28 protein-coding genes are annotated in these 25,031 nt (G+C 69.2%); 15 read left to right on the top strand and 13 right to left on the bottom strand.

Going from position 1 to position 25,031, the window contains the following annotated elements; all coding sequences use genetic code 11:
* Nucleotides 1–91: 91 nt before the first annotated feature.
* Nucleotides 92–1,021 carry an SGNH/GDSL hydrolase family protein gene (locus FNV62_RS08870; RefSeq protein ID WP_143600564.1) on the bottom strand — a complete coding sequence of 310 codons (930 nt, stop codon included), beginning with the start codon at nucleotides 1,019–1,021 and terminating at the stop codon, nucleotides 92–94.
* 247 nt (nucleotides 1,022–1,268) lie between these two features.
* Nucleotides 1,269–2,492, bottom strand: coding sequence for a PucR family transcriptional regulator (locus FNV62_RS08865; RefSeq protein ID WP_143614522.1), 1,224 nt, complete (start codon nucleotides 2,490–2,492; stop codon nucleotides 1,269–1,271).
* A gap of 142 nt (nucleotides 2,493–2,634) precedes the next feature.
* Between FNV62_RS08865 and FNV62_RS08860 the strand changes: the two genes are divergently transcribed.
* The 5 genes from FNV62_RS08860 (at nucleotide 2,635) to FNV62_RS08840 (ending at nucleotide 7,703) form a co-directional block, all read left to right on the top strand.
* Complete coding sequence (locus FNV62_RS08860) at nucleotides 2,635–4,128, top strand: flavin-containing monooxygenase (RefSeq protein ID WP_144315007.1); 1,494 nt, start codon at nucleotides 2,635–2,637, stop codon at nucleotides 4,126–4,128.
* A gap of 845 nt (nucleotides 4,129–4,973) precedes the next feature.
* Complete coding sequence (locus FNV62_RS08855) at nucleotides 4,974–5,408, top strand: STAS domain-containing protein (RefSeq protein WP_143600561.1); 435 nt, start codon at nucleotides 4,974–4,976, stop codon at nucleotides 5,406–5,408.
* A 56-nt stretch (nucleotides 5,409–5,464) separates the two neighbouring features.
* Complete coding sequence (locus tag FNV62_RS55575; protein ID WP_225900208.1) at nucleotides 5,465–6,106, top strand: hypothetical protein; 642 nt, start codon at nucleotides 5,465–5,467, stop codon at nucleotides 6,104–6,106.
* A complete protein-coding gene (locus FNV62_RS08845) occupies nucleotides 6,103–6,864 on the top strand; it encodes a GAF and ANTAR domain-containing protein (protein ID WP_225900207.1) in 762 nt (253 codons plus the stop codon). Before FNV62_RS55575 ends, FNV62_RS08845 begins: the two co-directional genes overlap by 4 nt.
* A 122-nt stretch (nucleotides 6,865–6,986) precedes the next feature.
* The gene (locus FNV62_RS08840; RefSeq protein ID WP_143612611.1) at nucleotides 6,987–7,703 is read left to right on the top strand and encodes a GAF and ANTAR domain-containing protein; all 717 of its coding nucleotides are present in this window, start codon (nucleotides 6,987–6,989) and stop codon (nucleotides 7,701–7,703) included.
* 403 nt (nucleotides 7,704–8,106) lie between these two features.
* Here the strand turns inward: FNV62_RS08840 and FNV62_RS08835 are convergent, their stop codons facing one another.
* The gene (locus FNV62_RS08835; protein WP_097283365.1) at nucleotides 8,107–8,376 is read right to left on the bottom strand and encodes a hypothetical protein; all 270 of its coding nucleotides are present in this window, start codon (nucleotides 8,374–8,376) and stop codon (nucleotides 8,107–8,109) included.
* Nucleotides 8,377–8,815: 439 nt separating this feature from the next.
* Here FNV62_RS08835 and FNV62_RS08830 point away from each other — a divergent pair, with 439 nt between their 5' ends.
* From FNV62_RS08830 to FNV62_RS08815, 5 genes are all read left to right on the top strand, one after another.
* Nucleotides 8,816–9,130 carry a PRC-barrel domain-containing protein gene (locus FNV62_RS08830; RefSeq protein ID WP_143612610.1) on the top strand — a complete coding sequence of 105 codons (315 nt, stop codon included), beginning with the start codon at nucleotides 8,816–8,818 and terminating at the stop codon, nucleotides 9,128–9,130.
* Between the two features lie 75 nt (nucleotides 9,131–9,205).
* Complete coding sequence (locus FNV62_RS54540; RefSeq protein ID WP_179858078.1) at nucleotides 9,206–9,376, top strand: hypothetical protein; 171 nt, start codon at nucleotides 9,206–9,208, stop codon at nucleotides 9,374–9,376.
* 191 nt (nucleotides 9,377–9,567) lie between these two features.
* A complete protein-coding gene (locus FNV62_RS08825; protein ID WP_143600560.1) occupies nucleotides 9,568–10,179 on the top strand; it encodes a DUF5994 family protein in 612 nt (203 codons plus the stop codon).
* 178 nt (nucleotides 10,180–10,357) lie between these two features.
* Entirely contained in the window at nucleotides 10,358–10,969 is a 612-nt protein-coding gene (locus tag FNV62_RS08820) for a DUF5994 family protein (RefSeq protein ID WP_186003060.1), read from the top strand.
* A 21-nt stretch (nucleotides 10,970–10,990) separates the two neighbouring features.
* Nucleotides 10,991–11,263, top strand: a complete 273-nt coding sequence (locus FNV62_RS08815) for a hypothetical protein (protein ID WP_097288779.1) — start codon at nucleotides 10,991–10,993, stop codon at nucleotides 11,261–11,263.
* 92 nt (nucleotides 11,264–11,355) lie between these two features.
* On the opposite strand, the gene FNV62_RS08810 is transcribed toward FNV62_RS08815, so the two are convergent.
* Both FNV62_RS08810 and FNV62_RS08805 read right to left on the bottom strand, forming a co-directional pair.
* The gene (locus tag FNV62_RS08810; protein WP_143612609.1) at nucleotides 11,356–12,597 is read right to left on the bottom strand and encodes a PP2C family protein-serine/threonine phosphatase; all 1,242 of its coding nucleotides are present in this window, start codon (nucleotides 12,595–12,597) and stop codon (nucleotides 11,356–11,358) included.
* An 842-nt stretch (nucleotides 12,598–13,439) separates the two neighbouring features.
* Nucleotides 13,440–13,919 (bottom strand): winged helix-turn-helix transcriptional regulator, encoded by a 480-nt coding sequence (locus FNV62_RS08805; RefSeq protein WP_060897966.1) that lies wholly within the window; start codon nucleotides 13,917–13,919, stop codon nucleotides 13,440–13,442.
* Between the two features lie 90 nt (nucleotides 13,920–14,009).
* Here FNV62_RS08805 and FNV62_RS08800 point away from each other — a divergent pair, with 90 nt between their 5' ends.
* From FNV62_RS08800 to FNV62_RS08785, 4 genes are all read left to right on the top strand, one after another.
* Nucleotides 14,010–14,495 carry a PaaI family thioesterase gene (locus FNV62_RS08800; protein WP_054229948.1) on the top strand — a complete coding sequence of 162 codons (486 nt, stop codon included), beginning with the start codon at nucleotides 14,010–14,012 and terminating at the stop codon, nucleotides 14,493–14,495.
* A 44-nt stretch (nucleotides 14,496–14,539) separates the two neighbouring features.
* Nucleotides 14,540–15,163, top strand: a complete 624-nt coding sequence (locus FNV62_RS08795) for an isochorismatase family cysteine hydrolase (protein ID WP_060897947.1) — start codon at nucleotides 14,540–14,542, stop codon at nucleotides 15,161–15,163.
* Between the two features lie 71 nt (nucleotides 15,164–15,234).
* Nucleotides 15,235–16,638 (top strand): dihydrolipoyl dehydrogenase, encoded by a 1,404-nt coding sequence (gene lpdA / locus FNV62_RS08790; RefSeq protein ID WP_143612608.1) that lies wholly within the window; start codon nucleotides 15,235–15,237, stop codon nucleotides 16,636–16,638.
* A gap of 53 nt (nucleotides 16,639–16,691) precedes the next feature.
* A complete protein-coding gene (locus tag FNV62_RS08785; RefSeq protein ID WP_143612607.1) occupies nucleotides 16,692–17,276 on the top strand; it encodes a TetR/AcrR family transcriptional regulator in 585 nt (194 codons plus the stop codon).
* A 50-nt stretch (nucleotides 17,277–17,326) separates the two neighbouring features.
* Here the strand turns inward: FNV62_RS08785 and FNV62_RS08780 are convergent, their stop codons facing one another.
* The 7 genes from FNV62_RS08780 to FNV62_RS08750 form a co-directional block, all read right to left on the bottom strand.
* Nucleotides 17,327–18,343, bottom strand: coding sequence for a zinc-binding dehydrogenase (locus FNV62_RS08780; protein WP_143612606.1), 1,017 nt, complete (start codon nucleotides 18,341–18,343; stop codon nucleotides 17,327–17,329).
* 76 nt (nucleotides 18,344–18,419) lie between these two features.
* Nucleotides 18,420–19,205, bottom strand: a complete 786-nt coding sequence (locus tag FNV62_RS08775) for an MBL fold metallo-hydrolase (RefSeq protein WP_143612605.1) — start codon at nucleotides 19,203–19,205, stop codon at nucleotides 18,420–18,422.
* Nucleotides 19,206–19,226: 21 nt separating this feature from the next.
* A complete protein-coding gene (locus tag FNV62_RS08770) occupies nucleotides 19,227–19,772 on the bottom strand; it encodes an ester cyclase (protein ID WP_143612604.1) in 546 nt (181 codons plus the stop codon).
* Nucleotides 19,773–19,795: 23 nt separating this feature from the next.
* Nucleotides 19,796–20,899, bottom strand: a complete 1,104-nt coding sequence (locus FNV62_RS08765) for a hypothetical protein (RefSeq protein ID WP_225900206.1) — start codon at nucleotides 20,897–20,899, stop codon at nucleotides 19,796–19,798.
* A gap of 146 nt (nucleotides 20,900–21,045) precedes the next feature.
* Complete coding sequence (locus tag FNV62_RS08760; protein ID WP_143612603.1) at nucleotides 21,046–21,564, bottom strand: VOC family protein; 519 nt, start codon at nucleotides 21,562–21,564, stop codon at nucleotides 21,046–21,048.
* An 18-nt stretch (nucleotides 21,565–21,582) separates the two neighbouring features.
* Nucleotides 21,583–22,236, bottom strand: coding sequence for a TetR/AcrR family transcriptional regulator (locus FNV62_RS08755; RefSeq protein ID WP_143612602.1), 654 nt, complete (start codon nucleotides 22,234–22,236; stop codon nucleotides 21,583–21,585).
* 47 nt (nucleotides 22,237–22,283) lie between these two features.
* A complete protein-coding gene (locus tag FNV62_RS08750) occupies nucleotides 22,284–23,270 on the bottom strand; it encodes a zinc-binding dehydrogenase (protein ID WP_097283353.1) in 987 nt (328 codons plus the stop codon).
* A gap of 193 nt (nucleotides 23,271–23,463) precedes the next feature.
* Between FNV62_RS08750 and FNV62_RS08745 the strand changes: the two genes are divergently transcribed.
* Nucleotides 23,464–24,123: a TetR/AcrR family transcriptional regulator gene (locus FNV62_RS08745; protein WP_205522234.1), complete on the top strand. Its 660-nt coding sequence runs from the start codon at nucleotides 23,464–23,466 to the stop codon at nucleotides 24,121–24,123.
* 113 nt (nucleotides 24,124–24,236) lie between these two features.
* Here the strand turns inward: FNV62_RS08745 and FNV62_RS08740 are convergent, their stop codons facing one another.
* Complete coding sequence (locus FNV62_RS08740; protein ID WP_143612600.1) at nucleotides 24,237–24,863, bottom strand: NAD(P)-dependent oxidoreductase; 627 nt, start codon at nucleotides 24,861–24,863, stop codon at nucleotides 24,237–24,239.
* Nucleotides 24,864–25,031 lie beyond the last annotated feature (168 nt).

Raw genomic sequence — 25,031 nt, 5'->3', positions numbered from 1 at the left:
GGGATCCAAGTAGGCCTGGATCGGCGCCTGTTCACGGTAGGCGGCGAACATGGCCTCCCCGTACTGATCATCGGTGTGCCGGGGGTGTCGCTCACCGCGGAGCGCCGACCGCGCTCAGCACCGCGTCGGCCATGCCGCGCGCGCCGCGCTCGTTGGGATGCATCGGGGCGGCGGGAAGGCTGGGCAGCAGCGGCTCGATCCAGCGGGTGTCCCTGCCCGCGCAGGCGTCACGGCCGACGGACGGCTTGTACGTGTCGACGTATCCGGCCCCGGCGTCCTGTGCCCGCTCGCGCAGCACGGCGTTGAGCTGCTGTTCCTTGTCGTGGAGGTAGGTCGCGTCAGCGGGTGCGAGGGTCAGGTCGTCGGCGCAGCCGGTGCCCTGGGCCGGCAGGATCGCCGGGTATCCCACGACGTACACACGGGCCTTCGGGGCACGGCGCTTCACCTCGGCCAGTGCTGCGGACAGCCGCTCACCCGCCGTGTCGATCTTCCGCTGTACGTCGTCGGTGTCGCCGGAGACGTACTTCCCCCGGCACGGCGCGTCGTCCCCGGTGTACTTGCCGCGGCCGGTCATGTCGTAGAACACGCCCGCCTTGACGCACGTGGTGACCAGCGAGGCGAAGCCGATGTCGTTGCCGCCGATGCCGAGGGTGACCAGCCGCGTCCCGGCGGACAGTGCCGACAACTGGGCCGGGTTGGTGCCGTCGTCGGTGGACTGCGGTGTCGTCAGGTCGGCGACGGTGGCCCCGCTGCAGCTCACGTCGCGGAAGTCGGCCGCCCGCAGCCCCAGCCGCTCGGCGACCAGCGCCGGGTAGTCGTGGTCGGAGCGATCGCACCCGGCGGGGGCTCCGGTCCGGTCGGGGATCCGTGGCCCGGCGGTGTAGGAGTCGCCGAGCGCCACGTACGGTCCTCGTGGCGTCGGGTCGGTGCCCGAGTGGTGCCGGGTGATGCCGACCGCGGCGACCAGGGTGGCGCAGGCGAGGAAGACGCCGATCAGCACGGTCCGTAGGTGATTCGTCATCGACATGTCCTACTGACTCGGTGACGGATGAGGGCGCGCACGCCAGAAGGCCCGACAACCCGGTGGCCAAAGGCAAACAGCCAGGGGAGAGGTCTTGTCGTCCCGCTCTCTGGGACGCCTTCAGGCTCGCGGACAGGGCCCTGTCGCGTCGTCCTCCGGCTGCCGACAATCCCGCTACTGAGAACGCAGTACGCCGTGGAGTGCGCGTAGTGCCGATGCAGACGCACGCCCGCGCCCGATGTGGTCCTCAGTCGCTGCCACGCCACTGGAGCAGATCGAGGGCGACGGCGACCTTGACGGTGTTGTCCTCGAGTGGCTTCGGGAGCAGTCGGTCGGCTCGGTCGAGCTGCCGGAGCAGGGTGTTGCGGTGGGTGTAGAGCCGGCCGGCGGCGCGGGTCGTGTTGCACTGGGCCTGGATGTACGTGAGGACGGCGTGCCTCAGTTCAGGGCTCGCCGTGGCGAGGTCGCCGAGGGTGGTCTTGACGAACTCGTCGGCCTGTTCGACGTCCTGACTGATCAGGCTGCTGAGCTGGACGTCGTCGAAACCGGCGACACGACGCGGTGAACGGAGCCTGGCGAGCATGCGCTGGGTGGTCAGCGCGGCGAGGTGGCTGCGCCGGAAGCCCTCCCTGCCCCGGGCGGGCGGGCCCACGGCGATCCGGACGCCCGGCAGCGGGTCGAGGAGCCGGCTCAGCGGGCCGGTGTCGGGTGCGGCGGGTCCGGGCAGCCACACCCACAGAGTGGCCGCGCCGACGATCACGGTGAGTGGTTGCTGCACTCCGGCCGTCTGCGCCAGGGCCTCGGTCGCACGTTCGAGGTGGCCCGGTTCGGGGGCCGGTTCCTCGCTCCACACGACGGCGGCGGTGTGTGTCCGGTCGAGGGCGTAGCCCAGGCGTGCTTCCGCCCGTTGTCGGCTGATGGGCGCGCCTTCGACGAGCAGGGTGACGATCTCGCGACGTTCGGCGTGGGTGCCGTGGGTCAGCTCTTCGCGCTCGGCGGCCATGCGGGCGGCGATGTCGACGATCGTGGCGTCGAGGAAGCTCGAGACGGAGCGCGCCGACACGTCGAGCAGCTCACGCAGTTCGTCGGGGTCGGAGGTCAGGGTGAAGGCGGTCTGCATCCAGCGCCGCCAGGCCGCGTTCTGTCCGACGCGGTAGGAGTCGAGGGCCGATTCGTCGAGCCCGCGGCGTACCAGGTCGCGGGCGTGGCTGAGACTGTCCGGGCCGGTGTACGCGGGTACCGGCGCGCCGGGGTCGCGCACGGTCTCCGACGCCCAGAACGTCAGGTGGGCGCGGTTGATCCGCCGTGTGGCGGCGCGCAGGGCGGGGTCCTGCGCGACGGCTCGCATGGTCACCGCCGCCAGGGTCGCCTCGTCGATCTCGTCGAGCCACTCCTGCAGACTGTTGAGTGCGATCTCCGCACCCTGCCGAAGCAAATCGCATGTACGTTCGGATGGGCGCTGCCAGATCATGCCCGCACGTTAGCCCCGCGGTGGTGCAGAATGCACTGGTCTTTTCCGATGAAGGTGCAGACCGCCACACCGTACTGGCCGGTATGTGAGGTCATCATCGAGGCACCACCCAGCTAACGCCTCAGCAACGGAGTCCCCGCACATGACCCGTCAGAGCGAGCACATCGACGTGCTGATCATCGGCGCCGGCATCTCCGGCATCGGCGCTGCGCACTACCTGCAGACCGAGCGGCCGGGCAGCAGTTACGCGATCCTGGAGGCCCGTGGTGTCTCCGGCGGCACGTGGGCGCTGTTCCGCTATCCGGGCATCCGGTCGGATTCGGACCTGCACACCTTCGGCTACGCCTTCAAACCGTGGCGCAACGACAAGTCGATCGCCACCGCCGATCTGATCCTCGACTACCTGCGGGAGACCGCGGGGGAGAGCGGCATCGAACAGCGCATCCGCTACCACCACCGGGTGCGCGGCGCGGCCTGGTCCACCGCCGAGGCCCGCTGGACGGTGGAGATCGACCGCGCCGACACCGGTGAGACGGTGTCGATGACCGCGAACTGGCTGTTCTGCGCCGGCGGTTACTACCGCTACGACGAAGGGTTCACCCCCCGGTTCGAGGGCAGGGAGCGGTTCGCCGGTCAGATCGTGCACCCGCAGCACTGGCCGGAGGACCTGGACTGCGCGGGCAAGAAGGTCGTGGTGATCGGCAGCGGTGCGACGGCCGTCACGCTGATCCCGGCGCTGGCGGACACGGCCGGCCATGTCACCATGCTCCAGCGTTCGCCCACCTACATCCTTCCGGTCGCGTCGCAGGACGTGATCGCGAACACGCTGCGCAGGGTGTTGCCGGCCGGCCTCGCCCACCGGCTCACCCGGCGCAAGAACATCGCCCTGCAGCGCTTCGTCTGGCGGACCTCGCAACGCCATCCACGGGTCGTGCGACGTCTCATCCGCGCCGTGAACATCAGGCAACTGCCGGCCGGTTATCCCGTGGACGAGCACTTCAACCCGTCCTACGACCCCTGGGACCAGCGGCTGTGCACGGTCCCCGACGCGGACCTGTTCAAGGCGCTCAAGAAGGGAACGGCCTCGGTCGTCACCGACCGGATAGCGACGTTCACCGAGACCGGCATCCGGCTCGAGTCCGGTCGTGAGCTCGACGCCGACATCATCGTCACCGCCACCGGGTTGAACGTGCAGCTGTTCGGCGGGATGGCGCTCTCGGTGGACGGCGAACCCGTCGACTTCGCCGACAGGGTGGCCTTCAAGGGCATGATGCTGAGCGGCGTACCGAACTTCGCCTTCGCGATCGGCTACACGAACTCCTCGTGGACGCTCAAGGTGGGCCTGCTGTGCGAGCACTTCACCCGGCTGCTCGGACACATGGACGCCATCGGCGCGGACATCTGCCGCCCCGAGCTCCCCGACCCGGCCATGCCGACCCGTCCGCTGCTCGACTTCGGCGCCGGATACGTCAAGCGGTCCCTCCACATGATGCCGCGTCAAGGACTCGCCCATCCCTGGCTCATGTCGATGAACTACCACTCCGACGTCAAACTGCTGCGCGGCGGCCCCGTCGAGGACGACAACCTGCGCTTCACCTCCGTCGCACGCCACGCGAAGGCCCGGACGTCGGCCTGAGCGGCGACCGGCTCGCTTCCGTCGGACGCGACATCACCCCGTGCCACCGGACGCACGGCGACGACCGACGGCTGCGTCGGCCGGTACTCCTTCGGCACCCGCTCCGACAACCGTGCCGCCGGCCGGACCACGAGGATCACGGCGACCTGGCCCAGGACACCGCCGGCCTGCTCGACCACCTCGGTGTGGCGAGCGCGCAACTGGTCGCCATGTCCATGGGCGGCATGATCGCCCGTGCGAAGGACAAGGCCATCGCCCCGGCAGGGCACGGCGCGACAGACCGACACCTTCCGGAAGTCCGGCGACCGGACCGCGGAACTCCGAGATGTCACGACACCGACCCCGTCATCCACATCAATTCACTGGGCCCTGGGAGCGGAGCCGGATGCATTCGCGTGTCCGGATCGTACGAAGACGAGCGCGGCACTTGCGCGCACGGTGCGGTGCTCACCGGGCTCGGACCTCTGCGAGGTTGAACTCCCAAATACCTTGCGGTGCAAAGGACATGCGCACGCCACCACGCCTCGATACCGTCCACATGCTGGGAATGGGCCACTCCGGCCGTCCGTCGCGCCGGGCGAGGACTAGGCTGCTCCACAGACGTCCCAGACCCCGGCGGCATGTCGTTGCTGAGCACAGATCGCCGCGAGGAGCGGGCCCTTCGCCCGTCGCCCGGCGCATCCCTGGAGGGAACCGGGTGAGCCCGCAGTCCTGCCGCGCAGGCCGGCCAGTCGGTCGTTGCCCGACCTCCGCCGAATGTACTCCGCTGCCGGAAGTGGGCTGACGGTGCCGGGATCCCGGCACCACCGAGTCCCCTGCCGGACGGTCTTCCGAACCGAGGCGTCATGCCCCTTCCGCCGCTCACCGTCTACCGTCACGACCGAAGAAAACGGGCACTGATCACGCTGGCCGGTGAGATCGACCTGGACACGGTGCCCCTGGTGCGCGCATCACTGGAACGGTGTCTGCGCGACGGCATCCGCACCATCGACGTCGACCTCACCCTCGTCACCTTCTGCGACTGCAGCGGCCTCAACGCCTTCCTCAACGCCGCACAGCACATCACCGCGGCCGGGGGGACGCTGCGACTGCACCATCCGCCGCGGACACTGGTCCCCATGCTCGACATCGCCGGCTGCGAATTCCTGCTCCTGGGGGTCCCGTTCGGGCGGCTGTCGCCTCCTCCCGGGTACGCCCCGGTCACGACCGCTCCCGTCCCGCCGCATCGGTCTGTTCCGCCTGTTACTCGTGTACGTGTCCTGTCGGGCGGTGCGGTGTGATGGCTCGGCCGCATCAGGGACGGTCGCGGCAGCCCCGTGGAATCGAGAAGCCCGGCGTGAACTCCGGAGCGGACCTCAGAGCGGACCCGGGACCGGGCGCGGTGCGGTTGCGCCGGGTGAACCGATGGCTCGTGGAGGACATCCGCGAGGATCTCGGGAATCTGTACGAGGACTCCTGCGCATCGGGATCCGGAAAGGCATACCGCCGTGCCAGCCGCCAGGACTTCCTGAACCATCTGACGGGCCACATCCGCCGACCGGGATTCGCCATGGTGATCGCGGAGGCGGACGGTCTGACGGGGTGCGCCTTCGGGTTCCCCGTACTCAGCGACGGCCGCTGGTGGCTCGGTTTCGACGGTGTGCTGCCACGCACCATTGAGCGGATCACCAAGTCCAGCACTGTCTTCGCGATCAGCGACACCCTGGTCCGCCCGCACCCGCAGGACCAGAAGCTGGCCCACCGTCTGCAGGAGAAGCTGCTGACCGACCACCAGGCGACCCTTGGCGCCACCTTGGTGGATCAGGCCGACCGCCTGACTCTCGACTCGCTCCACTCCTCGGGATGGCTGGACATCGGAGAGGTTCGGAGGCCGACGAGCCCCACCACGTTCCGTGCGCTGGTGCTCCCCGTCGGGGAACGGACCACGGCAAGGCTGGAGGGTCTTGCGCACGAAGCCCGGATACGGTGGCCCGGGTGAGGTCCGACAACCGGTCGGCCCGGATCCAGGTACTGGTCGCCGAGCAGGCGGCCCGGCGGGGTGCCCGGGTCGGCGTGGTGGACGTGTGTACCGCGGCGGTGGCCGCACTGCCGGTCGGCGGGGCCGGACTTTCCGCGATGTCCAGATCCGCGGCCAGTCATCCGTTGTGCAGCACCGACGATGTCAGTGAGCAGTTGGAGGAGCTCCAGCTCACCTTGGGCGAGGGGCCTTGCGTGGATGCCTTCACACAGGGTTCGGCCGTACTGACGCCCGATCTGCTCGCCGCCGAAGTGCAGGACCGCTGGGCCGTGTTCGCCGACGCGGCCCTGGAAGCCGGGGCACGCGCCGTCTACGCCTTCCCTCTTCAAATGGGTGCGATCAGCCCCGGAGTTCTGGACCTGTACTCCCAAGTCCCGGGCAGGTTGGACGCGGAGGCGCTGTCCGACGCGTTGGCTTTCGCCGACACCGCCGCTCTGGTCCTGCTCGACTCCCGGATAGACGGCGAAGCGGACCTGGCCGGCGGATGGTCGGCGGACGGACGACACGAGGACCTGGGCGCGTACCGGGCGGAGATCGACCAGGCCACGGGCATGCTCACGGCCCAGCTCGGAGTCGGTGCCGAAGAAGCCTTCGTCCGCCTGCGCGCCTACGCCTACGCCAGAGGACGCCGCCTTGCCACGGTGGCCGCCGACGTGGTCGCCCACCGGCTCACGTTCCCCCCGGGCGCGGAAACGGATCGGACCGACGATGAAGCCTGACACCTTTGCCGAGCCAACAAGCCGAACTAAGAAGACCGAACCAAGAAACCGGACAAGGACATGAGTTGCACTTCCCGTCCCTTCATCCGGGCCGGGGTCAGTCTCGACGGAGGGTGTGCACGATGAATCAGCGACTCCTGGCCAAGACCTTCGTCGAGCTGGCGGACAACCTGGTCGCCGACTTCGACCTGATCGACTTCCTGCGCCTGCTGACCGACCGCTGTGTGGGCATGCTCGGCGCGAGTGCCGCAGGCGTGCTGCTCGCGGACCGCGACGGCGAACTCCGCGTCATGGCCGCCTCCGACGAACAGGTGCGCCTGCTGGAACTCTTCCAGCTGCAGAACCACGAAGGGCCCTGCCTGGACTGCTTCCGCACCGGCGCACCGGTGATCGTCGCCAACCTGAGCGGGGAGTCCGACCGCTGGCCACGCTTTGTCGCGGCAGCCCACCGCAGCGGGTTCGGGGCGGTCCAGGCCCTGCCGATGCGTCTACGGGACGAGGTCGTCGGAGCCCTGAACCTCTTCCACGCCACCCCGGGCCCCTTCGAGCCGGACGCCACGCCGCTCGCCCAGGCCCTGGCCGACGTCGCCACCATCAGCCTGCTGCAACAACGCACCGCGCACCGCAGCACCGTCCTCAACGAGCAACTGCAGAGCGCGCTGAACAGCCGCGTCCTGATCGAACAGGCCAAGGGAAAACTCGCCGAACGCCGAGGCATCGACATGGAACAGGCCTTCACCACACTGCGCGGATACGCCCGTGCTCACAACCGGCGCCTGTCCGACCTGGCCCGCGCGTTCATCGACGACTCCGAAGCCCTCCCCGGCCTGAGGTCCTGACCAAGGCCACGACCCGTCAGCAGCAGCTCCCAGAGAGTGGTTCACCGGTTTGTGGTTCGCAGACTCTGCTTTCCCGGCCGGACGGCCGCCGCCGATGGTGTTCGGCGGCGGCCGTGGTCGCGAGGACGCGAGGCCCCCCGGCTATCGTGTCCTCGCGCACTGCCCTCGCGGCGGCGGGGTGGCGGGAGCACCCCGAGTGGAAAACGCCAGGAGGACGGAAGCTGGAGCCGCGGTCTCCGGCGATGCGGCTCCGGCCGGCCTCGATTGCGACTCGGGGGCTGGGAGCCTGGGTGGGGGACTTGCCGGTTCCGTCGATTCCTCACACGGACGAAGTCCCGCCTGCCTTGCCCTGACCGTAGAGCACATGCACGACGAGCGGAACAGGGCATGACATACGCGTTCGTCACCCGCGGCGCTCGCGGTCCCGCCGGTCCTCACGGTTCCAGCGCCCTCGGTGCTGTCGGCTGTAGCGGCGATCCCAGCGGTCCTGACGCTCCCGGCGGTCCCGATAGTCCTGGTACTCAACGAAGTCGGACCCGCCGCCGCGGCCCCGGCCCCCGCGGCCGTAACGGGTGGCTCCGAAGACCAACACAGCCGCGGCGGCCCACCAAATGGGGTTGAGGAAACCGAAGCCGAACAAGACCACGATCAGGACGAGAAGCAGAACGAACACAGCGGGCCTCCCCGGGAGCAAAACACAACATCGGTACCGGGGACTGGGGCCTCACCCCACAGCGTAGTCCTGCCCGGAGACCGCCGATAGTGCGCGACAGATGCATCTACTGCCGGACATCGATGGCTACTTGGCACCTATTGAGGAAATACCGGAAGGTCTGGCGTACGACGTGGCGCCCCTGCCCCGGCAGCGTCGCACCGCGAAGGCGCTCCTCAAACCATGCGGGCAACGTGGTGATCACCGTACTGATCGTCCTCGCGACGACAGCCGTACTCGTGGGACGCGGACCGGTCCGGGACCCGGCGAGCACTGAAGCCCTACGGCTCCCTCCGGAACAGTCACCGAGCGCAGTATCGTTGGTTTTGGGCCGGTTCACTCTCACGTGCAACCGCCCGGAAGGGCGGCTCCGGCGTGTTTGCGCCGGAGCCGTTGAATCATGCCCCGTGAGGGGGGGCGCAAGATCGGCGTGCTCGAAGCGATCTATGTGGACACCACCACCGACGAACCCGCCGTGGCCACCGTGCGAACCGGGCTGCCCACCCGCCAGCGCCTGGTTTTCGCCCCCCTCGACGAGGCGATCCTCGGGCCGGACTACCTCAAGGTCTCCTACGCCAAGAGCCTGGTGAAAAAGGCTCCTTCGATCGGCACGGACGACATCCTGCCCGCCGAGCAGGAGAAGGGGATCTTCCAGCACTACGGCATGACCTACCAGCCAGGCGTGAAGGGCGAACGCCAACTCGCGCGCCGCTGAGCGACCGCGCCCCGTCCCACTCAGTCCGGTCTGGTCCAGCCCAGTCGGGTCCGGTCCAAGGAAGGCGTTCAGGCGATGGTGCTCTTTCTTCTCCTCGTCCTCGTGGCCGTTGTCCTCGGAATCACCGGAGTGGCAGCCGAGGGCCTGGGATATCTGCTGATCATCGGCATCGTGCTGCCCGCGGCCGATGTGGCCATCGCCAATGCCCGATGGCCCGGGCGCGCCGGCCGTCGCCCCATCCGCTGACGGCGGGCAGCGGGCGACCGCACGTCCGGCACCCCGTGGAACTCGCGCCCCCGTAACCGTCCATCGAACCCGGGCCAGGAGTATCCTGGAGATACCGAGGGTACGTCGTACACCGGCTTCGATGCCCGTGCCGTCCCCGGCGATTCACGACACCGGGCCGGTCCTGGCCGGCCCGGGACAGGGTTCGCGTGATGACCGCAACCACGTTCGACAAGCCCGCGGTCGAAGACCGGACCTTCTCTTCTTCACCGCCACCTCTCCGGCTGCAGCTGGCGCCACCCGGCACGGCCCCCGCCCTGATCGACGGCGCATGGTGGCCACGCTCCCGCGACCTGACGGCCGAACTTCCCGCGCTCACCGCCGTCTTGGACCGGCTGTGGGGGCGGATCACACACGTCACCGTCAACCCCACATTCTGGCCGGTCATCCCCCGCAAGGTTCCCGTCCAGGGCCATGTGGTGAAGGTCGGCTGGTTCAAGGCCGAGCAGGACCCGCACAAACTGCTCCTGCTGTCCTACACCGCGGGCCGCTGGGACCTGCTGGTGATCCCACCCGAGACCGACGCCGCCACGGCTGCCCGGCTGATGACCACCGCCGCGGATCCCGTACGCAGCCTCACGGCAAGCGGCCTGATCCAGGAGGCCGAACTCTTCCGTATCGCCGCCGAGGACGAGGCCGCATGGGACTCTGCCCGGGAAACGGTCTGGGACTCCGAAGGCGGACACGACGCCCGCCACACCTCTTCCCACAGTCCCGTGGGCGCTGCCATCGGCCGCCTGCCGATTCCGGCGCCAGGCATGTGACAGGTGCGTGATGGGCGGCGTTCGGAACCGGTGCCTCGCCGGGGCCCGTTCGGCGTGCCGCGGGAGTAGCGTGGGGGCATCGAGAGTATTTCGCACATCGGCCGCCATGCCGGTGTCGTTCTCGGCGAGTGACGACACCGGGCCGCCTCAAACAGCGGCTGGGAGACAGGTGCGCGCGATGTTCGCGACCACCGACCGACCCCCGTTGCGGATCGTGCCCTTCAGGGCTCCGACCGCTCGCCTCGCGCTGAAGACCGTGAGCACGTCCCGAGGACTTCTCGACGGTGCCTGGTGGCCCCGCTCCCGGGACCTGACACACGAACTCTCCGCCCTGGCCGACGTACTGGACCCCCTGTCCGGACGGATCACCCGGATCGCCGTCAACGCGACCTACTGGCCTGCCATCCCAATCAGGGTGCCCGTCAACGGTCATGTGGTGAGGGTCGGTTGGTTCACGACGGAGCTGGACCCCCACAAGATCATGCTGCTGTCCCACACCACGGGCAGCTGGAACCTGCTGGTGATACCACCGGAGACCAACGCCCCGGCAGCCGCTCGCCTGATGGCCGCCGCGAGCGACAGCAGCGGTCCTCCGACGACCGCGAGCGCGCTCATGGCAGCGGAACACGCCCTCCACGGCAGTTCCATCACTGCCCTGGACCGGAATTCCGAGGAAACCTGGGAGGACGGGGATGACACCTCCACCTACCAGGCAGCTGCCGACCGGCCGTGCCGCCTGATCACGGCGAACGCAGGTTCTCCTGACAAGGCCCGGAGTAGAGTGAGGTGACAGGCACGAGTGGCGGCAATCATGGCAACACTGCGAGAGCGGAAGAGCTACCGCGAAGCGATCATGAAAACGCTGTACGAGGCCACCGAAGGCAATCGCCTCCTTGGCGTCACCGGCGCGAGGCTGCGTGACGACCTCCAGGTCCCTGAGCAGGATCTGGCCGCGGCGTGCGCATATCTGGTGGGCGAAGAGCTCATCACCGTCGACTGGGCGCAGGGAAACACACCCGCGATGGTGATGTTGACGCATCGGGGGATCCGGCTCATGGAGGCCGAGGAGGAGGAACGCGGCTGACGCGATCCGGGGCCGGTGCACTCTTATGGTGTGGAAGGCCCGTTGGATTCAGGGCCGGCGGATGCCGATGCCGGCCACGCCCGGCTGTCGGCTCAGTCCAGGACTGCGAGATGGTCGGCCGTGCCCCCGCGCCATTCGATCAGGAAGAGGGTCGCGTCGTCGCTGGTGCGGCCTCCCCGTTGCCGCTTCAGGGCGTGGGAGAGTGCGCGCACCACCGCTCGTACGCCCTTCTCTCCGTGTTCGATGCGGTTGACCCAGTGGATGAGCTGTTCCTCGCCGAACTGTTCTTCGCCGGCCTCGTGCTCCTCGATCAGGCCGTCGGTGAAGCACAGCACTCGGTCGCCGCGTTGGAGCATCTGCTCGCTGATCTGGGGATCTTCACCGCCGAAGCCGACCGGCAAGGTGGTCGGGCCTGCCAACTGCCGGACGACCCGGTGGTCGCGGATCAGCAGTGGTGCGGGGTGGCCGGCGTTGACCCACTGCAGGTGACCCGTCGCGATGTTCAGACGCATCATCTGCGCGGTGACGAAATGGTCGGGCCCGAACTGCTCGGCGATCGCCCGGTCCATGAACGCGTAGATCTCGGACAGGCCGATGCCGGCACGTCTGGCGTGCCGGTAGGCCCCGATGGCGACGGTCGCCATCGTGGCGGCGTCCAGGCCGTGGCCCATCGCGTCGACCATGGCCACGTGCAGGATGTCTTCGTTGAGGGCGTAGTCGAAGCTGTCGCCTGCGACGTTGTAGGCGGGCTCCAGGATTCCGGCCACCGCGACCTGCGGGTTGGACATCGCCAGCGGCGGCAGCAGGGACCACTGGATCTCCGCGGCCACGCTCATCGGTTCGCGGCGCCGGGTGAGGAAGAACTGGTCGGTGTAGCTGTGCTTGGTGACCAGCATGTCGGCGACCAGACCGGCGAGCCTGCGCAGCAGCCGTCGGTCGTCGTCATCGACGGTGTCCAGGGTGAGGGCCATCACGCCCACCTGGTCGCTGCCGTCCAGCAATGGCAGGTACATCCGGACGCCGTCGGGCCGCGGCACCTCGGCGATGGTTGCGTACAGGAAGGCCGTGCCGGCGGGAGAGTCGTCGATCGGCTCGGGCTCGCCGACTGTCAGCCGCCGACCCGGTAGCGGCACCAGCACCTGTTGGCCGTAGTCCTGCAGCAGGATCGAGACGTCGCGGCCACCGACCCTGGTCACCTCTTCCGCGATCAGCGGGGCGATCAGCTGCGGCGGCATCTCATGTGCCCGGTCCAGCAGCACCCCCAGCAGTCGCTCACCGAACCCTTCCGACCGGTCCACCAGGCCCTTGTCGGGCCGTCGCTCACCTTCCGCCACAGCCGTACCCCCGCACCGGCGTCTTCGAAGCCTCGGCCACCGTCTCCCTGCTCATCTCGTGCCGCGGATCCAGCGCCCGCCCCGACGTCCTCGGGTCCATCCGGCGGTCACGGCGGATACGCTCGCCCCGCTCACGTGATCTGTACACACGAGCTCCTGACACGGCCGTGATGAACCCGCACAGAGTGACGTGGCCGACCAACCCGAAGAGCCCATTACGCCACACGCGGCATGTCACACACGGTCAGGGAAGTTGGCTCTCAATGTCGTTGTGACGCCTGGCAGGGTGTACCTGGCGGCCATCAGCCGATATCCCCGGACAGGCGATTCCTCAGAGTCGAGCGCCGCCGTGCCACGGAGTCTCACGGCAGTCACCGATGTTCAGTGGGCAGCATCTACCCTGTGACCTGCGGCCACCGCGTGATCGTTTGTCTTCACACACCGATGATCAACGGTGGCCGCATCTATGAGTACCAGCGGGATGGAAAGGCTCGTCGAAGGAGATCCCAGTGCTGGGATTGCTCGGCTTCCACGACGAACTGGACCACCGCACCGGCCGACCGAACGGATCCATGCGCGATGCCGTCCAGCCCGTCGGCGAGCCGGATGAGGCGGAACTGGTGGCCTACTTGGACGCCGGCCAGGTCCTCATTGACGTCATGGAAGCCGGACGCGACGTCATCACCGGAAGCTCCCACCGGCACTCTTCGGGATGCTCTTCTTTGGTAACCGACGGTACCTGGCTGTGGCGCAGGGACTTCCCGCACTACGTGGAAACGCACCACGTCCCGGTTGGCTGGGCCTCGGCTGTCCCATGGCGATCGACTGCGACCACTGGAGTACTAACGGGCGCTGAGGTCCAAGGGCTTCGCCGACGGGCCGGGGCGGGTGCGTGCCTCCGGCGGGACGAGGGCGCCGTGTCCCGCGGAGCAGACGACCACGGTCTCGACCGGCGCGCCGCAGTCGGCGTGCGTGACCTCCAGGGGCGGGCCCTCGGGATCCGCCGCATGGCGGTCTCCCCACTGCTTGAGGGCGATCATCGCCGGCCACAGCTCCCAGCCCTTGCGGGTGAGCCGGTACTCGTGGCGGGTGCGGCTGCCGGGCTCGTTGTAGGGGACGGTGTCCAGGATCCCGGCCGCGACGAGCTTGCGCAGCCGGTCCGCGAGCACGCTCTCGGACAGCCCCACGTGCCGGCGGAAGTCGTCGAAGCGCCGTACGCCGTTCATGGCGTCCCGCAGGACCAGCAGCGACCACTTCTCGCCCACCAGGTCGAGAGTCCGCTGGACCGTGCAGTTCTCGGTGCTTGTCTCCAGCCACGTCATGCGGCCCATCGTAGGCTGGCTTCGACGTTGACATCCAGACCTCGTGCTGGCTAGCTTCGAATTCCACAGCCAGATCATCGAGGGAGCGACATGGGCAGGTCACGCACGTACGACTGGGAGGACCCCGCCGTCTCCGCCACCGCCGTCGGGCAGTACAGCGGTCTCGACTTCCTCCGCGAGGTGCAGGCAGGACGGCTCCCCGCCGCGCCGATCGCGGCGACCCTCGGGATGACGTTCGAAGAGGTCGAGCACGGCCGGGTCGTCTTCGCCCTCGTCCCGGGCGAGGAGCACTACAACCCGATCGGAAGCGTCCACGGCGGTGTGTACGCCACCCTGCTCGATTCGGCGGCGGGCTGCGCGGTGCAGTCGGTCCTGCCGCAGGGGATGGGATATACCTCACTCGACCTGAATGTGAAGTTCCTGCGCCCGGTCACCGTGGACACCGGCAAGGTCCGCGCCGTGGGCACCGTCCTCAACAGTGGACGTCGTACCGCCCTCGCGCAGGCCGAGCTCTTCGATTCCGGGAACCGGCTGCTGGCGCACACCACCAGCAGCTGTCTGCTGTTCCCCGTCTGAGCGGCCGCCCGCACAGGAGCGCGACGTACGGAAGGCAGGCAGCTATGACGGTGTACGACTACGACCGGCGCCGGACGGGGGTTCTGCTGGTCGATCCGCTGAACGACTTCCTCGCCGACGAGGGCAAGCTCTGGCCGCGCATCGCGGAAGTCGCGCGGGAAGTCGACCTGCGGGCCCATCTGTCCGAACTGGTGTCCACCGCTCGTGAGGTCGACGTGCCGGTCTTCTATGTTCCGCACCACCGCTGGACACCCGGGCTGTACGAGTCCTTCTCCCACCCGAACCCGTCACAACGCTCCGTGGACAAGCATCAGCTCTTCGCCCAGGACGCGTTCGGCGGGGACTGGTACCCGCCCCTGCGGCCCGAGCCCTCGGACACGGTCGTCGTGCAGCACTGGGCCCAGAGCGGGTTCGCCAACACCGACCTGGAGATGCGCCTGCGTCAGCGAGGCGTGGACCACGTGATCGTCATCGGACTGCTGGCGAACACCTGCATCGAGACCACGGCCAAGTACGCGATGGAACTCGGATTCCATGTGTCGCTGGTGACCGACGCCACCGCGGCGTACTCGAGCGAACTCATGAGGGCCGCCCATGAATTGAACGGTCCGACCTACGCTCATGTCATCACGGACACGAAAAGCGCCGTAGCGGCACTGAAGACATAAGGTCACAGGGTCAGATGGTGCAGAGGATGTTGGACCGGCTCTGAGCCGGGCTTCACCGGAAGGATCCACTCATGGACGAGCGCTTCGACGTGGTCGTACTCGGAGCAGGACCGGGCGGCTATGTCGCCGCCATCCGCGCCGCGCAACTCGGCAAGCGGGTCGCGGTCGTCGAGGAGCGGTACTGGGGCGGTGTCTGTCTGAACGTCGGCTGCATCCCCACGAAGGCACTGCTGCGGAACGCGGAGCTGGCGCACATCTTCACGCGGGAGGCGAAGACCTTCGGCATCAAGGTCGACGGCGAGGTCTCCTTCGACTACGGCGAGGCGTTCCGGCGCAGCCGCCGGGTCGCGGACGGCCGTGTCAAGGGCGTCCACTTCCTGATGAAGAAGAACGCGATCACCGAGATCGACGGCCGCGGCACCTTCCTAGACGCCCACACGCTCCAGGTCGCCCTCGCCGACGGCACCACGAAGACTGTCGGTTTCGACGACTGCATCATCGCCACCGGCGCCACCCCCAAGTTGCTGCCCGGCACCCGGCTCAGCGACCGCGTCGTCACCTACGAGGAGCAGATCCTCGCCGAGGAGCTGCCGCGCTCCATCGTGATCGCGGGCGCCGGGGCCATCGGCATCGAGTTCGCGTACGTCCTGCACAACTACGGAGTGAAGGTCACGGTCGTCGAGTTCCTGGACCGGGTGGCCCCGTTGGAGGACGCGGACGTCTCCGCCGAACTCGCCAAGCAGTACCGGAAACTGGGCATCGACGTACTCACCTCGACACGTGTCGAGTCGATCGACGAGTCGGGCCCGCAGGTGCGGGTGACGGTCACCGGCAAGGACGGTGCGCAGAAGGTGCTGGAGGCCGACAAGGTCCTCCAGGCGATCGGCTTCGCGCCGAACGTCACCGGTTACGGCCTGGAGGCCACGGGCGTACGCGTCACCGAGCGTGGCGCGATCGACGTCGACGGCCGCTGCCGTACGTCCGTACCGCACATCTACGCGATCGGGGATGTGACCGCGAAGCTGATGCTCGCGCACAACGCCGAGTCCATGGGAATCATCGCGGCCGAGACGATCGCGGACGCGGAGACCATGGAGCTGGACTATGTGATGATCCCGCGTGCCACGTACTGCCAGCCGCAGATCGCCAGTTTCGGCTACACCGAGGAACAGGCGAGGGAGCGGGGCTACGACGTCAAGGTCGCCAAGTTCCCCTTCACGGCCAACGGCAAGTCGCACGGCCTGGGTGACACGGTCGGCTTCGTGAAGCTGATCAGCGACGCCAAGTACGGCGAGCTCCTCGGTGGCCATCTGATCGGTCCGGACGTGACGGAGCTGCTCCCGGAGCTGACGCTGGCGCAGCAGTGGGACCTGACCGTGCACGAGGTCGCCCGCAATGTCCACGCCCACCCGACCCTGGGTGAAGCGGTGAAGGAAGCCGTGCACGGCCTGGCCGGACACATGATCAACTTCTGAGGCGGTATTTTTGCAGTCCAGTGCAAATTAGCTGAAGATGGTAAAGTGCGGGCATGATGAGCGATGGTCTGCGGGAGCGGAGCAAGGCCCGGCGCAGGGAAGCGATCGTCCGGGCGGCGTACGAACTCTTCGCCGAACGAGGCTTCGACGCGACGACCATCGCCGACATCGCCGCGGCCGCCGAGGTCTCGCCGCGGACCGTCACGCTCTACTTCCCCTCCAAGCTGGAGCTCGCGCTGTCGCGCCCCGAGGCCTTCGCGGACCGGCTCGCCACCGCGATGCGCGAGCGCCAGGAGGGATGGGGGGCCCTCGACGCGCTGGAGCACTGGCTGCGTGAGGAGGTCGCCCACCGAGGCGACCTGGACGACCTCACTCACCGCATGCTCGAGTTCAACCCGCAGCTCAGGGCGGTGGCCGGCGCCCGCCTTGCCGAGGCCGTCCAGGACGCCACCCGCATCCTCGCCGAGGAGCAGGGCAGTGCCCCGGGCGACTTCGGCCCGCGCATCGCGGCCGTCGCCGCGGCAGCGGTCGTCGGCGAAGTGGTGCACCGTCGTGAGGAAGCCGACATCGAGGCGGCGATGACCTTCCTGCGCGCCGGGCTCGACACCCTGACGACCGCCGCGCGGCCCCCGCGGTGACTTTCTCCGCGGCCGTACGCGGGGGCCGGCGGAAGGCGACGTGGTACCGCTCAGGGGCGCAGCACCAGGCGGATCGGATCGCCCTTCTTGTGCTCCAGCCGTTCGACGGCTTCGGCCGCCTGCTCCAGGGGCAGTACGTCCGAGATGGAGCGGGAGAAGTCCAGCCGCCCGTTCTCGGTGAGGTGGATGAGCTGCGCCACCGCGTTCGTGCCGGAGCCGTAGTGGCCCAGCAGCCGTAGCTCGCGGGTACTGAAGGTGGTGCTGTCCGCGATGGTGACCGGCTTTCCGCTCAGCCCCACGAGGACGAGCTTGCCGCCGTCGGCCAGCACGGACAGGGCCTGCTCGCGCACCGGGGTGACGCTGGCGAAGTCGAAGGCGGCCTCGATGCCGGCCCCGCGGGTGGCGGCGGCGACCTTGTCCGCCAGAGCGGGGTCGGCCGGATCGAGGGCGAGGTCCGCTCCGAAGGCGAGGGCGCGGTCGCGGGCCGCGGGGGAGGGGTCGACGGCGATGACGGGGCAGGCGCCCACCATGCGCAGCAGTTGCACCCCGTGTGTGCCCAGACCTCCGATGCCCCACACCCCGACCGCCTCGCCGGGGCGGATGCCCGCGGTGTCGGTGATGGCGCCCCATGGGGTGGAGACCGCGTCGGGGATGACCGCTCCCTGCTCGAAGGGGATCGAGTCCGGGAGCGGGACCAGGGTGTCGATCCGGGCGAGCGCGAACTCGGCCCAGCCTCCGTCGTAGTCGACACCGCGGGTCCAGGCCCGCCCGTCGCGGTACTCGCCGGCCTGCAGGACGACGCGGTCGCCGACCGCCCAGCCGTCCGCGTCCGGACCCGGCTCGGCGACGGTGCCGGCCACCTCGTGGCCCAGGGTCACCGTGTCGCCCCGTAACAGCGCGGGTGTGCCGCCGAGTTCCCCGGAGATCAGGTGGACGTCGGACAGACACACCCCGGCCGCTTCCACCTTGACGAGGACCTCTCCCGCACGGGGGATGGGCCGGTCGACCTCCTCGACCCGCAGCTCGTGGGTCGGGAAGTGCAGACGCACTGCGCGCATGACAGCCATGACGGCTTCCTCTCTGGACGTGACCTGTGCCGTGACCTGTGCCGTGATCTGTACTGTGAAGTGTGCCCGGCAGCCGCTACGAGTCGGCGCGCATCCTCTCGAAGAGGGTCGGGTCGTGGGCGTTGACGATCGCCAGGTCGGGCTCCGCGCGCCGGTGCAGCTCGGCGAGCCGGGCGTGGTTGTCGCGCACCTTCTTCAGGTCGAACGCGATGACGCTCTCCATGGCCCGCAGGGCGGCGGGCACCCGGGCGCGCCCGTCCAGCGTTCCGTGGTGGTAGAAGGCGTCACCGCTGTGCAGCAGCCAGCGGGTGCCGGTGTCGACGGCGACACAGGCGTGTCCCCGGGTGTGGCCCGGCAGTGAGACCAGGACGATTCCGGGGGCGATGGCGTCGAGTTCCCTCGCCGCGGCGAAACCGCGCCACTTCTCCCCGTCGGGCTTGTGTTCGACGAGCTTCGGGCCGTGCGCCCACTGGGCCGCCTGGTAGCGGATCCGCTCCCGCCGGGACGGGGCGTGCACCGCCCCGAGCGCCTCGGCGGCCGTGACGTGGACCTGGGCGTCCGGGAAGTCGGAGAGACCGCCGATGTGGTCGGCGTCGAAGTGGGTGAGGACGATGTGGCGGACGTCCGTGCGGTCGAAGCCGAGCTTCTCGACCTGGCGGACGGCGGTCTCGTCCGCGCGGAGGACCGGCCTGACCAAGTGGCGGGCCGGGCCCACCCGTCGCCCGGGATCGGCGATGTCCGCCAGGCCGTAGCCGGAGTCGACCAGGACCAGGCCGCCCGCCGTCTCGACGAGCAGGACATGGCAGACCATGGGCGCGGTGGGCATGCGCATGGTGCCGCAGTTGAGGTGGTGAACTTTCATGGCGGACGTGTCCTCGGTGACTCAGTCGGCGAAGGCGGGGGGAGTGGTGCGGGTGAGTGCGGGGTGGGGCTTGTCGCCGGACGTCTTGAGAAGTCCCCTGACGCATCGGGCGGCCAGTACCCAGTTCCTCGGATTCCTCAGGTCGAGGCCGCCGATCAGCTGCTTGAGGAGTGTCAGGGTGTCGAAGTAGATGCGCTCGCAGACCAGGTTCTCCTCGGCGTCGAAGATGAAGTACGCCGTCATCCGTACCCGGAAGCGGTTGCCGGTGGGCGGGATGGCGCCGAGCGGGCCGAGATGGGTGCCCAGCAGCCAGAACTCGGCGATCACGGCGTCGTCGCTGTGCCGAAGGGCGATGATCTCGTGGTCCTGGTCGGGGAAGGCGACCCGGCTGTCGTGGTAGTAGCCGCGCACCTCGCCCTGGCCGTCGTGGACGGTCATGGTCGGGATCAGCTCGTAGTGCGGATGCGGGAACGTCGACAGGACGTCGTCCCAGTCCTGGCGGACCTCGTCGCGGAAGTGGTCCAGGACCAGCTTCTGCCGGGCCTTGCGGACGTCATCGGTGATCATGGGTGCTCCGGTCTGCGGGTCGGTCACGCCGTGTGGCGGATGGCCTTGTGGGAGAAGGTCGGCGTGGTACCGGGATTGGTCCAGGAGGCGGTCAGCTCGCTGGAGGGGAAGAACTGAAGGAATCGGGGGTCGGACTGGGCGCGGTCGACCAGGGTCTTCTCGATGATCAGTGAGTTGTACTGGTCGGCGGTGGTCTCGATGGTGTTGGCGTTGAGGACCACCTCCTGCTGCCAGGTGCGCGCCCAGCGCGCGACACCCGGCATCCGCGAGTGCTCCGGCGTCAGGCACTCGGTGGCGATCGCGTTCTCGCTGCTGGCCCAGATGCCCGTGGAGGTGTTGAGCACCAGGGTCTGGTTGCCGTAGACGTGCCCCGGCGTCTCGACCACGGCGACACCCGGTCCGAGGACCAGAGAGCCGTCCACGGCCAGGAAGGCGTCGGGCCGCACGTCTCGATAGGTCTCGGGCTGGTACCAGGGCTGCTGCAGCGGGTGCAGTTGGGTCATGGCGAGCAGTTCGTGGCGCTGCACGATGACCTTGGCGTCGGGGAAGACCGGCTCGACGGCGCCGCCGAGGTCGGCCTGCGGGCCGGTGGTGCCGATCCAGCGGCGCAGGTCCTGGGTGTGCAGATGGTCGAACATCAGGTAGTCGACGTCGGCGGGTGCGATGCCCAGCCGGGCCAGGTGCTGGAGCACCGTGCCGTGCTCGGTGGTCAGCAGCGACCGCAGCGGCGCGGGGGTGCGCCGGATCAGCGCGGCGAAGTACGGGGTGTTCTGGCCGAGTTCGACATCGCTCGGTTCGAACAGCAGCACGCGCCGGCGGCCGTCCTCCTCCCGCCACCGGACGACGAGCATCCGGTTGGTGATGGAGAGGAAGGGAGCGATGGCCCTGCTCGCCCGGAACAGTCCGAACCTCGTCGGGTAGGGAAGGGTGACCAGATCGCAGGTGGTGACGGTGTCGGGGGTGCCGGTCGAGGCGAACTCGGCGCGGAACGCCTGGGCGCGGGAGCGGGCCCACGCCAGCTTGGCGCCGTATCCGCCGGGGACCTCGTCCAGGCCGTCGAAGGCGGTGATGTGGGTGCCGACGGACGGCATCTCCGCGACGTCGGCGTCTTTCCAGGCGAGCTTCAACTCTCCTCCTCGGGGAGCACTGTGTACGAGGGAGTGGTCGGTTCGGTACGGCGGCGGCCGGTCGGCCCGGAGCAGCGCGCCGGCCCTCGCCCGCCGACGCCTCCGCTCTGTCGTCGGCGCGCCGATGCCGCGTCCACGCCGGCGGATCAGCCGAAGCGGCGGATCGGGTCGCTGCCGTCCCAGCGGGCCGAGAGGTCGCGGAGGGCGGCGAAGATCTCGCCCTTGGCCCCGCCGATGTCGGAGATCTCGATGACCGTGCCCGAGTCCTTCTCGGTGTCGAGGTAGGCGAAGCGCCCGCCACTGATCGAGCCCTCCTGGGCGACCGTGTAGCCGAGGGACAGGGCGCGGTCGTACAAGTCCTGGTAGTCCCTGCTCCAGTAGGCGACGTGCTGCGCCCCCTCCCGCCCCGAGTCCAGGAAGTCCTTGTAGAGGGAGGGCGCGTCGTCGAGGGGCTGGATCAGTTCGATCTGTATGTCGCCCGAGTTGGCGACCGCGGCGGCCATCTTCATGTCCGAGTCGACGCCCCGGTAGCGGAAGTGGTCCAGCCGCACCGGGTCCATGTAGAACCAGGGGCCGACCCCTTGCGCGACCCAGTGCTCCATCGAGGCACGCAGGTCACGGACGACGTATCCGATCTGGGCAATCTGCCCGAAGATCCGGCTCATGGGACAGCTTCTTTCTGTCTAGACGGGCGGGTCGGCCTCGGCTGCTGCGGAGAGGCGGAGGCGGTCGTTGAGCAGTTGTTCGATCTCGCGGCGGCTCGCGTCGAGGTCCACCGCGTCGCCGTCGAGCACGTACTGGAGCGCGACGCCGCGCAACAGGCCGAGGAGCACGGTCGCGAGGCCCCGGGGATCCACATCGCGGGGGAAGTCCCCGGCGGCCACTCCACGCAGGAGGCGGTCCTCGATCTCCCCGCGGAACATGCGGTCGGAGGCGGCCATGGCGGGGCGCGCGTCCGGCGAGGTGACCATCGCGTCGGACCACAGCACGAGGAACGCGCGGTGCAGCGGCGGACGTTCGGCCACCAGGTTCATGAACGTGCCGATCAGGCCGCGGAGTTCGTCCCTGGGTGAGGGGGAGGGAGCGGCTTCGGTGAGCGCCGCGCGGAACTCCGCGGTGACGACGTCCACGAGCCGCTGCATCAGGGCGCTCTTGGAGCCGAAGTGATGGGTGACCAGGCCCCGGCTGTAACCGGCGCGCTCCCCGATGGCGGCCAGTGTCACCCGCGAGGTACCGATCTCGCCGATCAGCTCCGCCGCCGCGTCCAGCAACCGCCGTTCCGCCTCGGCCCGCCGATCCTCCTGGGACCTGCGGGAGACGACTGCGTGACGACTCATGGGAGCTCCTACGGTGATGGCCGTGCCGGGACCCGGACGCGGGGTGGCTACGGCAGTTCGAGGACGATCTTGCCGACTGCCTGGTCGGAGCGCATGTGGTCGGCCGCGGCCCTCGCGTCGTCGAAGCCGAAGACCCGGTCGACGACGGCGCGGACGCGGCCGTCCTCGACGGCGGGCAGGACAGCGGACGTGACGGCGGCGCAGACGTCGGCGAGTTCGTCGGGGGTGCGCACGCTGAAGGTCGTCCCCAGCACCCTGAGTCGTCGGAACGACAACTGGTCGAGGTCGACGGCGGACCCGGCCCCCGCCAGCCGGCCCACGTTGACGATGGTGCCCCCGACGCGCGTGGCCAGGAACGTGTCGGCGAAGACCTGGCCACCGACCTGGTCGAGAACGAGGTCGACCCCGGCGCCCTCGGTGGCACCGGCGACGGCTTCGGCGAGGTTCTCGGCGCCGGTGTCGACGACCACGTCCGCGCCGACGGCCTTGAGGGTGGCCGCCTTGCTCGCCGAGGTGGTCGTGGCGACGACGAGGGACGCGCCGAGTGCCTTGGCGAGCTGCACGCCGAGCAGGCCGACCGAGGAGGTCGCTCCGGTGACGAGCACACGCTGCCCCGCGGTGAAGCCGCCCTGTGTCAGGGCGTCGTGCTCGGTCGCGAGCCCGACCGGCAGGGCTGCCGCGTCCGTCCACGACAGGGACGCGGGCACCGGGATCACATGGCGGTGGTCGACCAGTGCGTACGGGGCGAACGCGCCGAGGGTCACGCCCATGACCCGGTCCCCGACCGCGAGGTCCGTCACGCCGTCGCCGAAGGCCGCGACCTCACCGGCGAGCTCGAGGCCGGCGGTGAACAGGTCGCTGGTCTTCGCCCGGGGGTTGTACACGCCCTCCAGCATGTGAAGATCCGCGCGGTTGAGGGCGGCGGCGCGGACGCGGACGAGGAGCATGCCCGGTCCCGGCGTCGGGATGTCGACCTCGCGGACCTCCCAGTCGGGTCCGGCGCCGCCGAGCAGTGCGCGCATGGTGTCGGTCATCAGTGGTTCTCCGTCTTGATGTAGGTGTCCCGCTCGCACTTGCTTGTTGGCCAACAAGTTATGAAGAGAAACTTGCGGTGTAAGTCCATCTTCTTCGAAACGTAGGCTTACGGCATAAGTACTGTCAAGGATCCAGACGCGAAAACTGATACCGTAAGTCGAGGGGTGTTACCGTGCGGCGAAGGGATGGGCGATGGCACAGAGGATGACCCGGCGGGGGCCGCTGACCAGGGACGAGATCGTGCAGCGCGCCCTGGAGCTGGCCGAGGCCGAAGGCATCGAGAAGCTGTCGCTGCACAAGGTCGCGGCGGCCGTCGGAGTGCGGACCATGTCGCTCTACAACCACGTCGACGACAAGGCCGACGTGCTGGACGCCATGGCCGACGTGATCCTGAGGGGGATCGCGATCCCGGAGCCCGGCACCATGGACTGGGCGGACGAACTGCGCGCGCTGGCACGGGCGTTCCGGGCCGCCGCACTGCGGTATCCGCGATCCGCCCCGCTGGTGCTGACCCGGCGCATGAACGCGCCCGCCGCTCTGCCGGTCGTCGAGGCGGCGCTCCGCGTGCTGGGCCGCGCCGGCGTCGAGGGCCCCGCCGCCGTCCGTGTCCTGCGGGCCTTCATCGCGTTCCTGATCGGGACCCTCGCACGTGAGGTGGGCTCGGCCCCCACGTACGCCGGAGCGATCCCGGGCATCATCGCCTCCAGGGAGCAGGACCTGGTCGACAGCGGCTTTCCCGCCGTCGCCGCCGTGGCGGCCGAGTTGGCCGTGTGCGACCACGAGGCGGAGATGGAGTTCGGCCTGGAGATGCTGCTCGGCGCGGTGCGCCGCCGGGTCGAGGCGGGCGGCTGACGGACCGGCCGGGGGCCGCTGTGTTCGTCGAGTCAGTCGCTTCAGTGGCCTCGGCGGGCTCATTGGCTTCAGTGGGCTCCGCGGGCTCAGCGGGCTCAGTGGGCTCGGCGGGCTCAGTGGGTGAGGATGGCGGTGCGATGTGACCATTCCTCGCTGTCGACCTGGCGGAGCATGAAGTCGGCGACATCGGCGCGGCTGATGCGGCCGCCGATCTTCTTCCCAGGGGTCTCGATCACCGTGTAGGTGCCGGTGTAGGGGCCCTTGGTGAGGATGGTGGGGTAGACGAGGGTCACGTCGAGGCCGCTGCCGCGCAGGAGTTCGTCGGCGACGGCCTTGTCGCCGAAGACGCCCTGCAGCAACAGCCTGACGAAGGTTCTCGGGACGGCGGTGTAGTGCCGGAGGGTGTCACCCACGCCGAAGGCGGACAGGACGACGATCCGCTGGACGCCGGTGGCCCGGGCGGCGGGGACGAGCGCCTGGGCGGCGCGGCTGGCGAGGTCGGATGTGCGGGCGCTGCCCGCGCCGAGCGCGGACACCACCGCCCGACTGCCGGTCATGGCCCGGGCGAGGTCCTCTGTACGGGTGGCGTCGCCGGTGACCACGGTGACGTCGGGCTCGTCACGTTGGGGGAGCCGGGCGGGGTCACGGACCAGGGCGGTGACCCGGTGACCGGCCTTCAGGGCCTGCTGGAGCACGAGTTGGCCGGTGGGACCGGTGGCGCCCAGGAGAGTGAGGTGCATGGGGATTTCCTTCTTGTGTGCGGTTGATGCCACCGCTCGTGGTGGCTGCGGGGCAGGGGGTCGGTGCGCGACGACCTCGGGGCGCGGGTGCTCCTTCGGGCCGCAGCGTTCTGCATCCTAAGGCATAGTTACCATCGAATGTAAAATAACCATGGGCAGTAACATGCG

The organism is Streptomyces sp. RLB3-17 (assembly GCF_007113425.2).
Taxonomy (GTDB): Bacteria; Actinomycetota; Actinomycetes; order Streptomycetales; family Streptomycetaceae; genus Streptomyces; species Streptomyces mirabilis_D.
The sequence above is the reverse complement of the archived record's forward strand: the minus strand, read 5'-3'. Positions and strand labels throughout refer to the sequence as shown.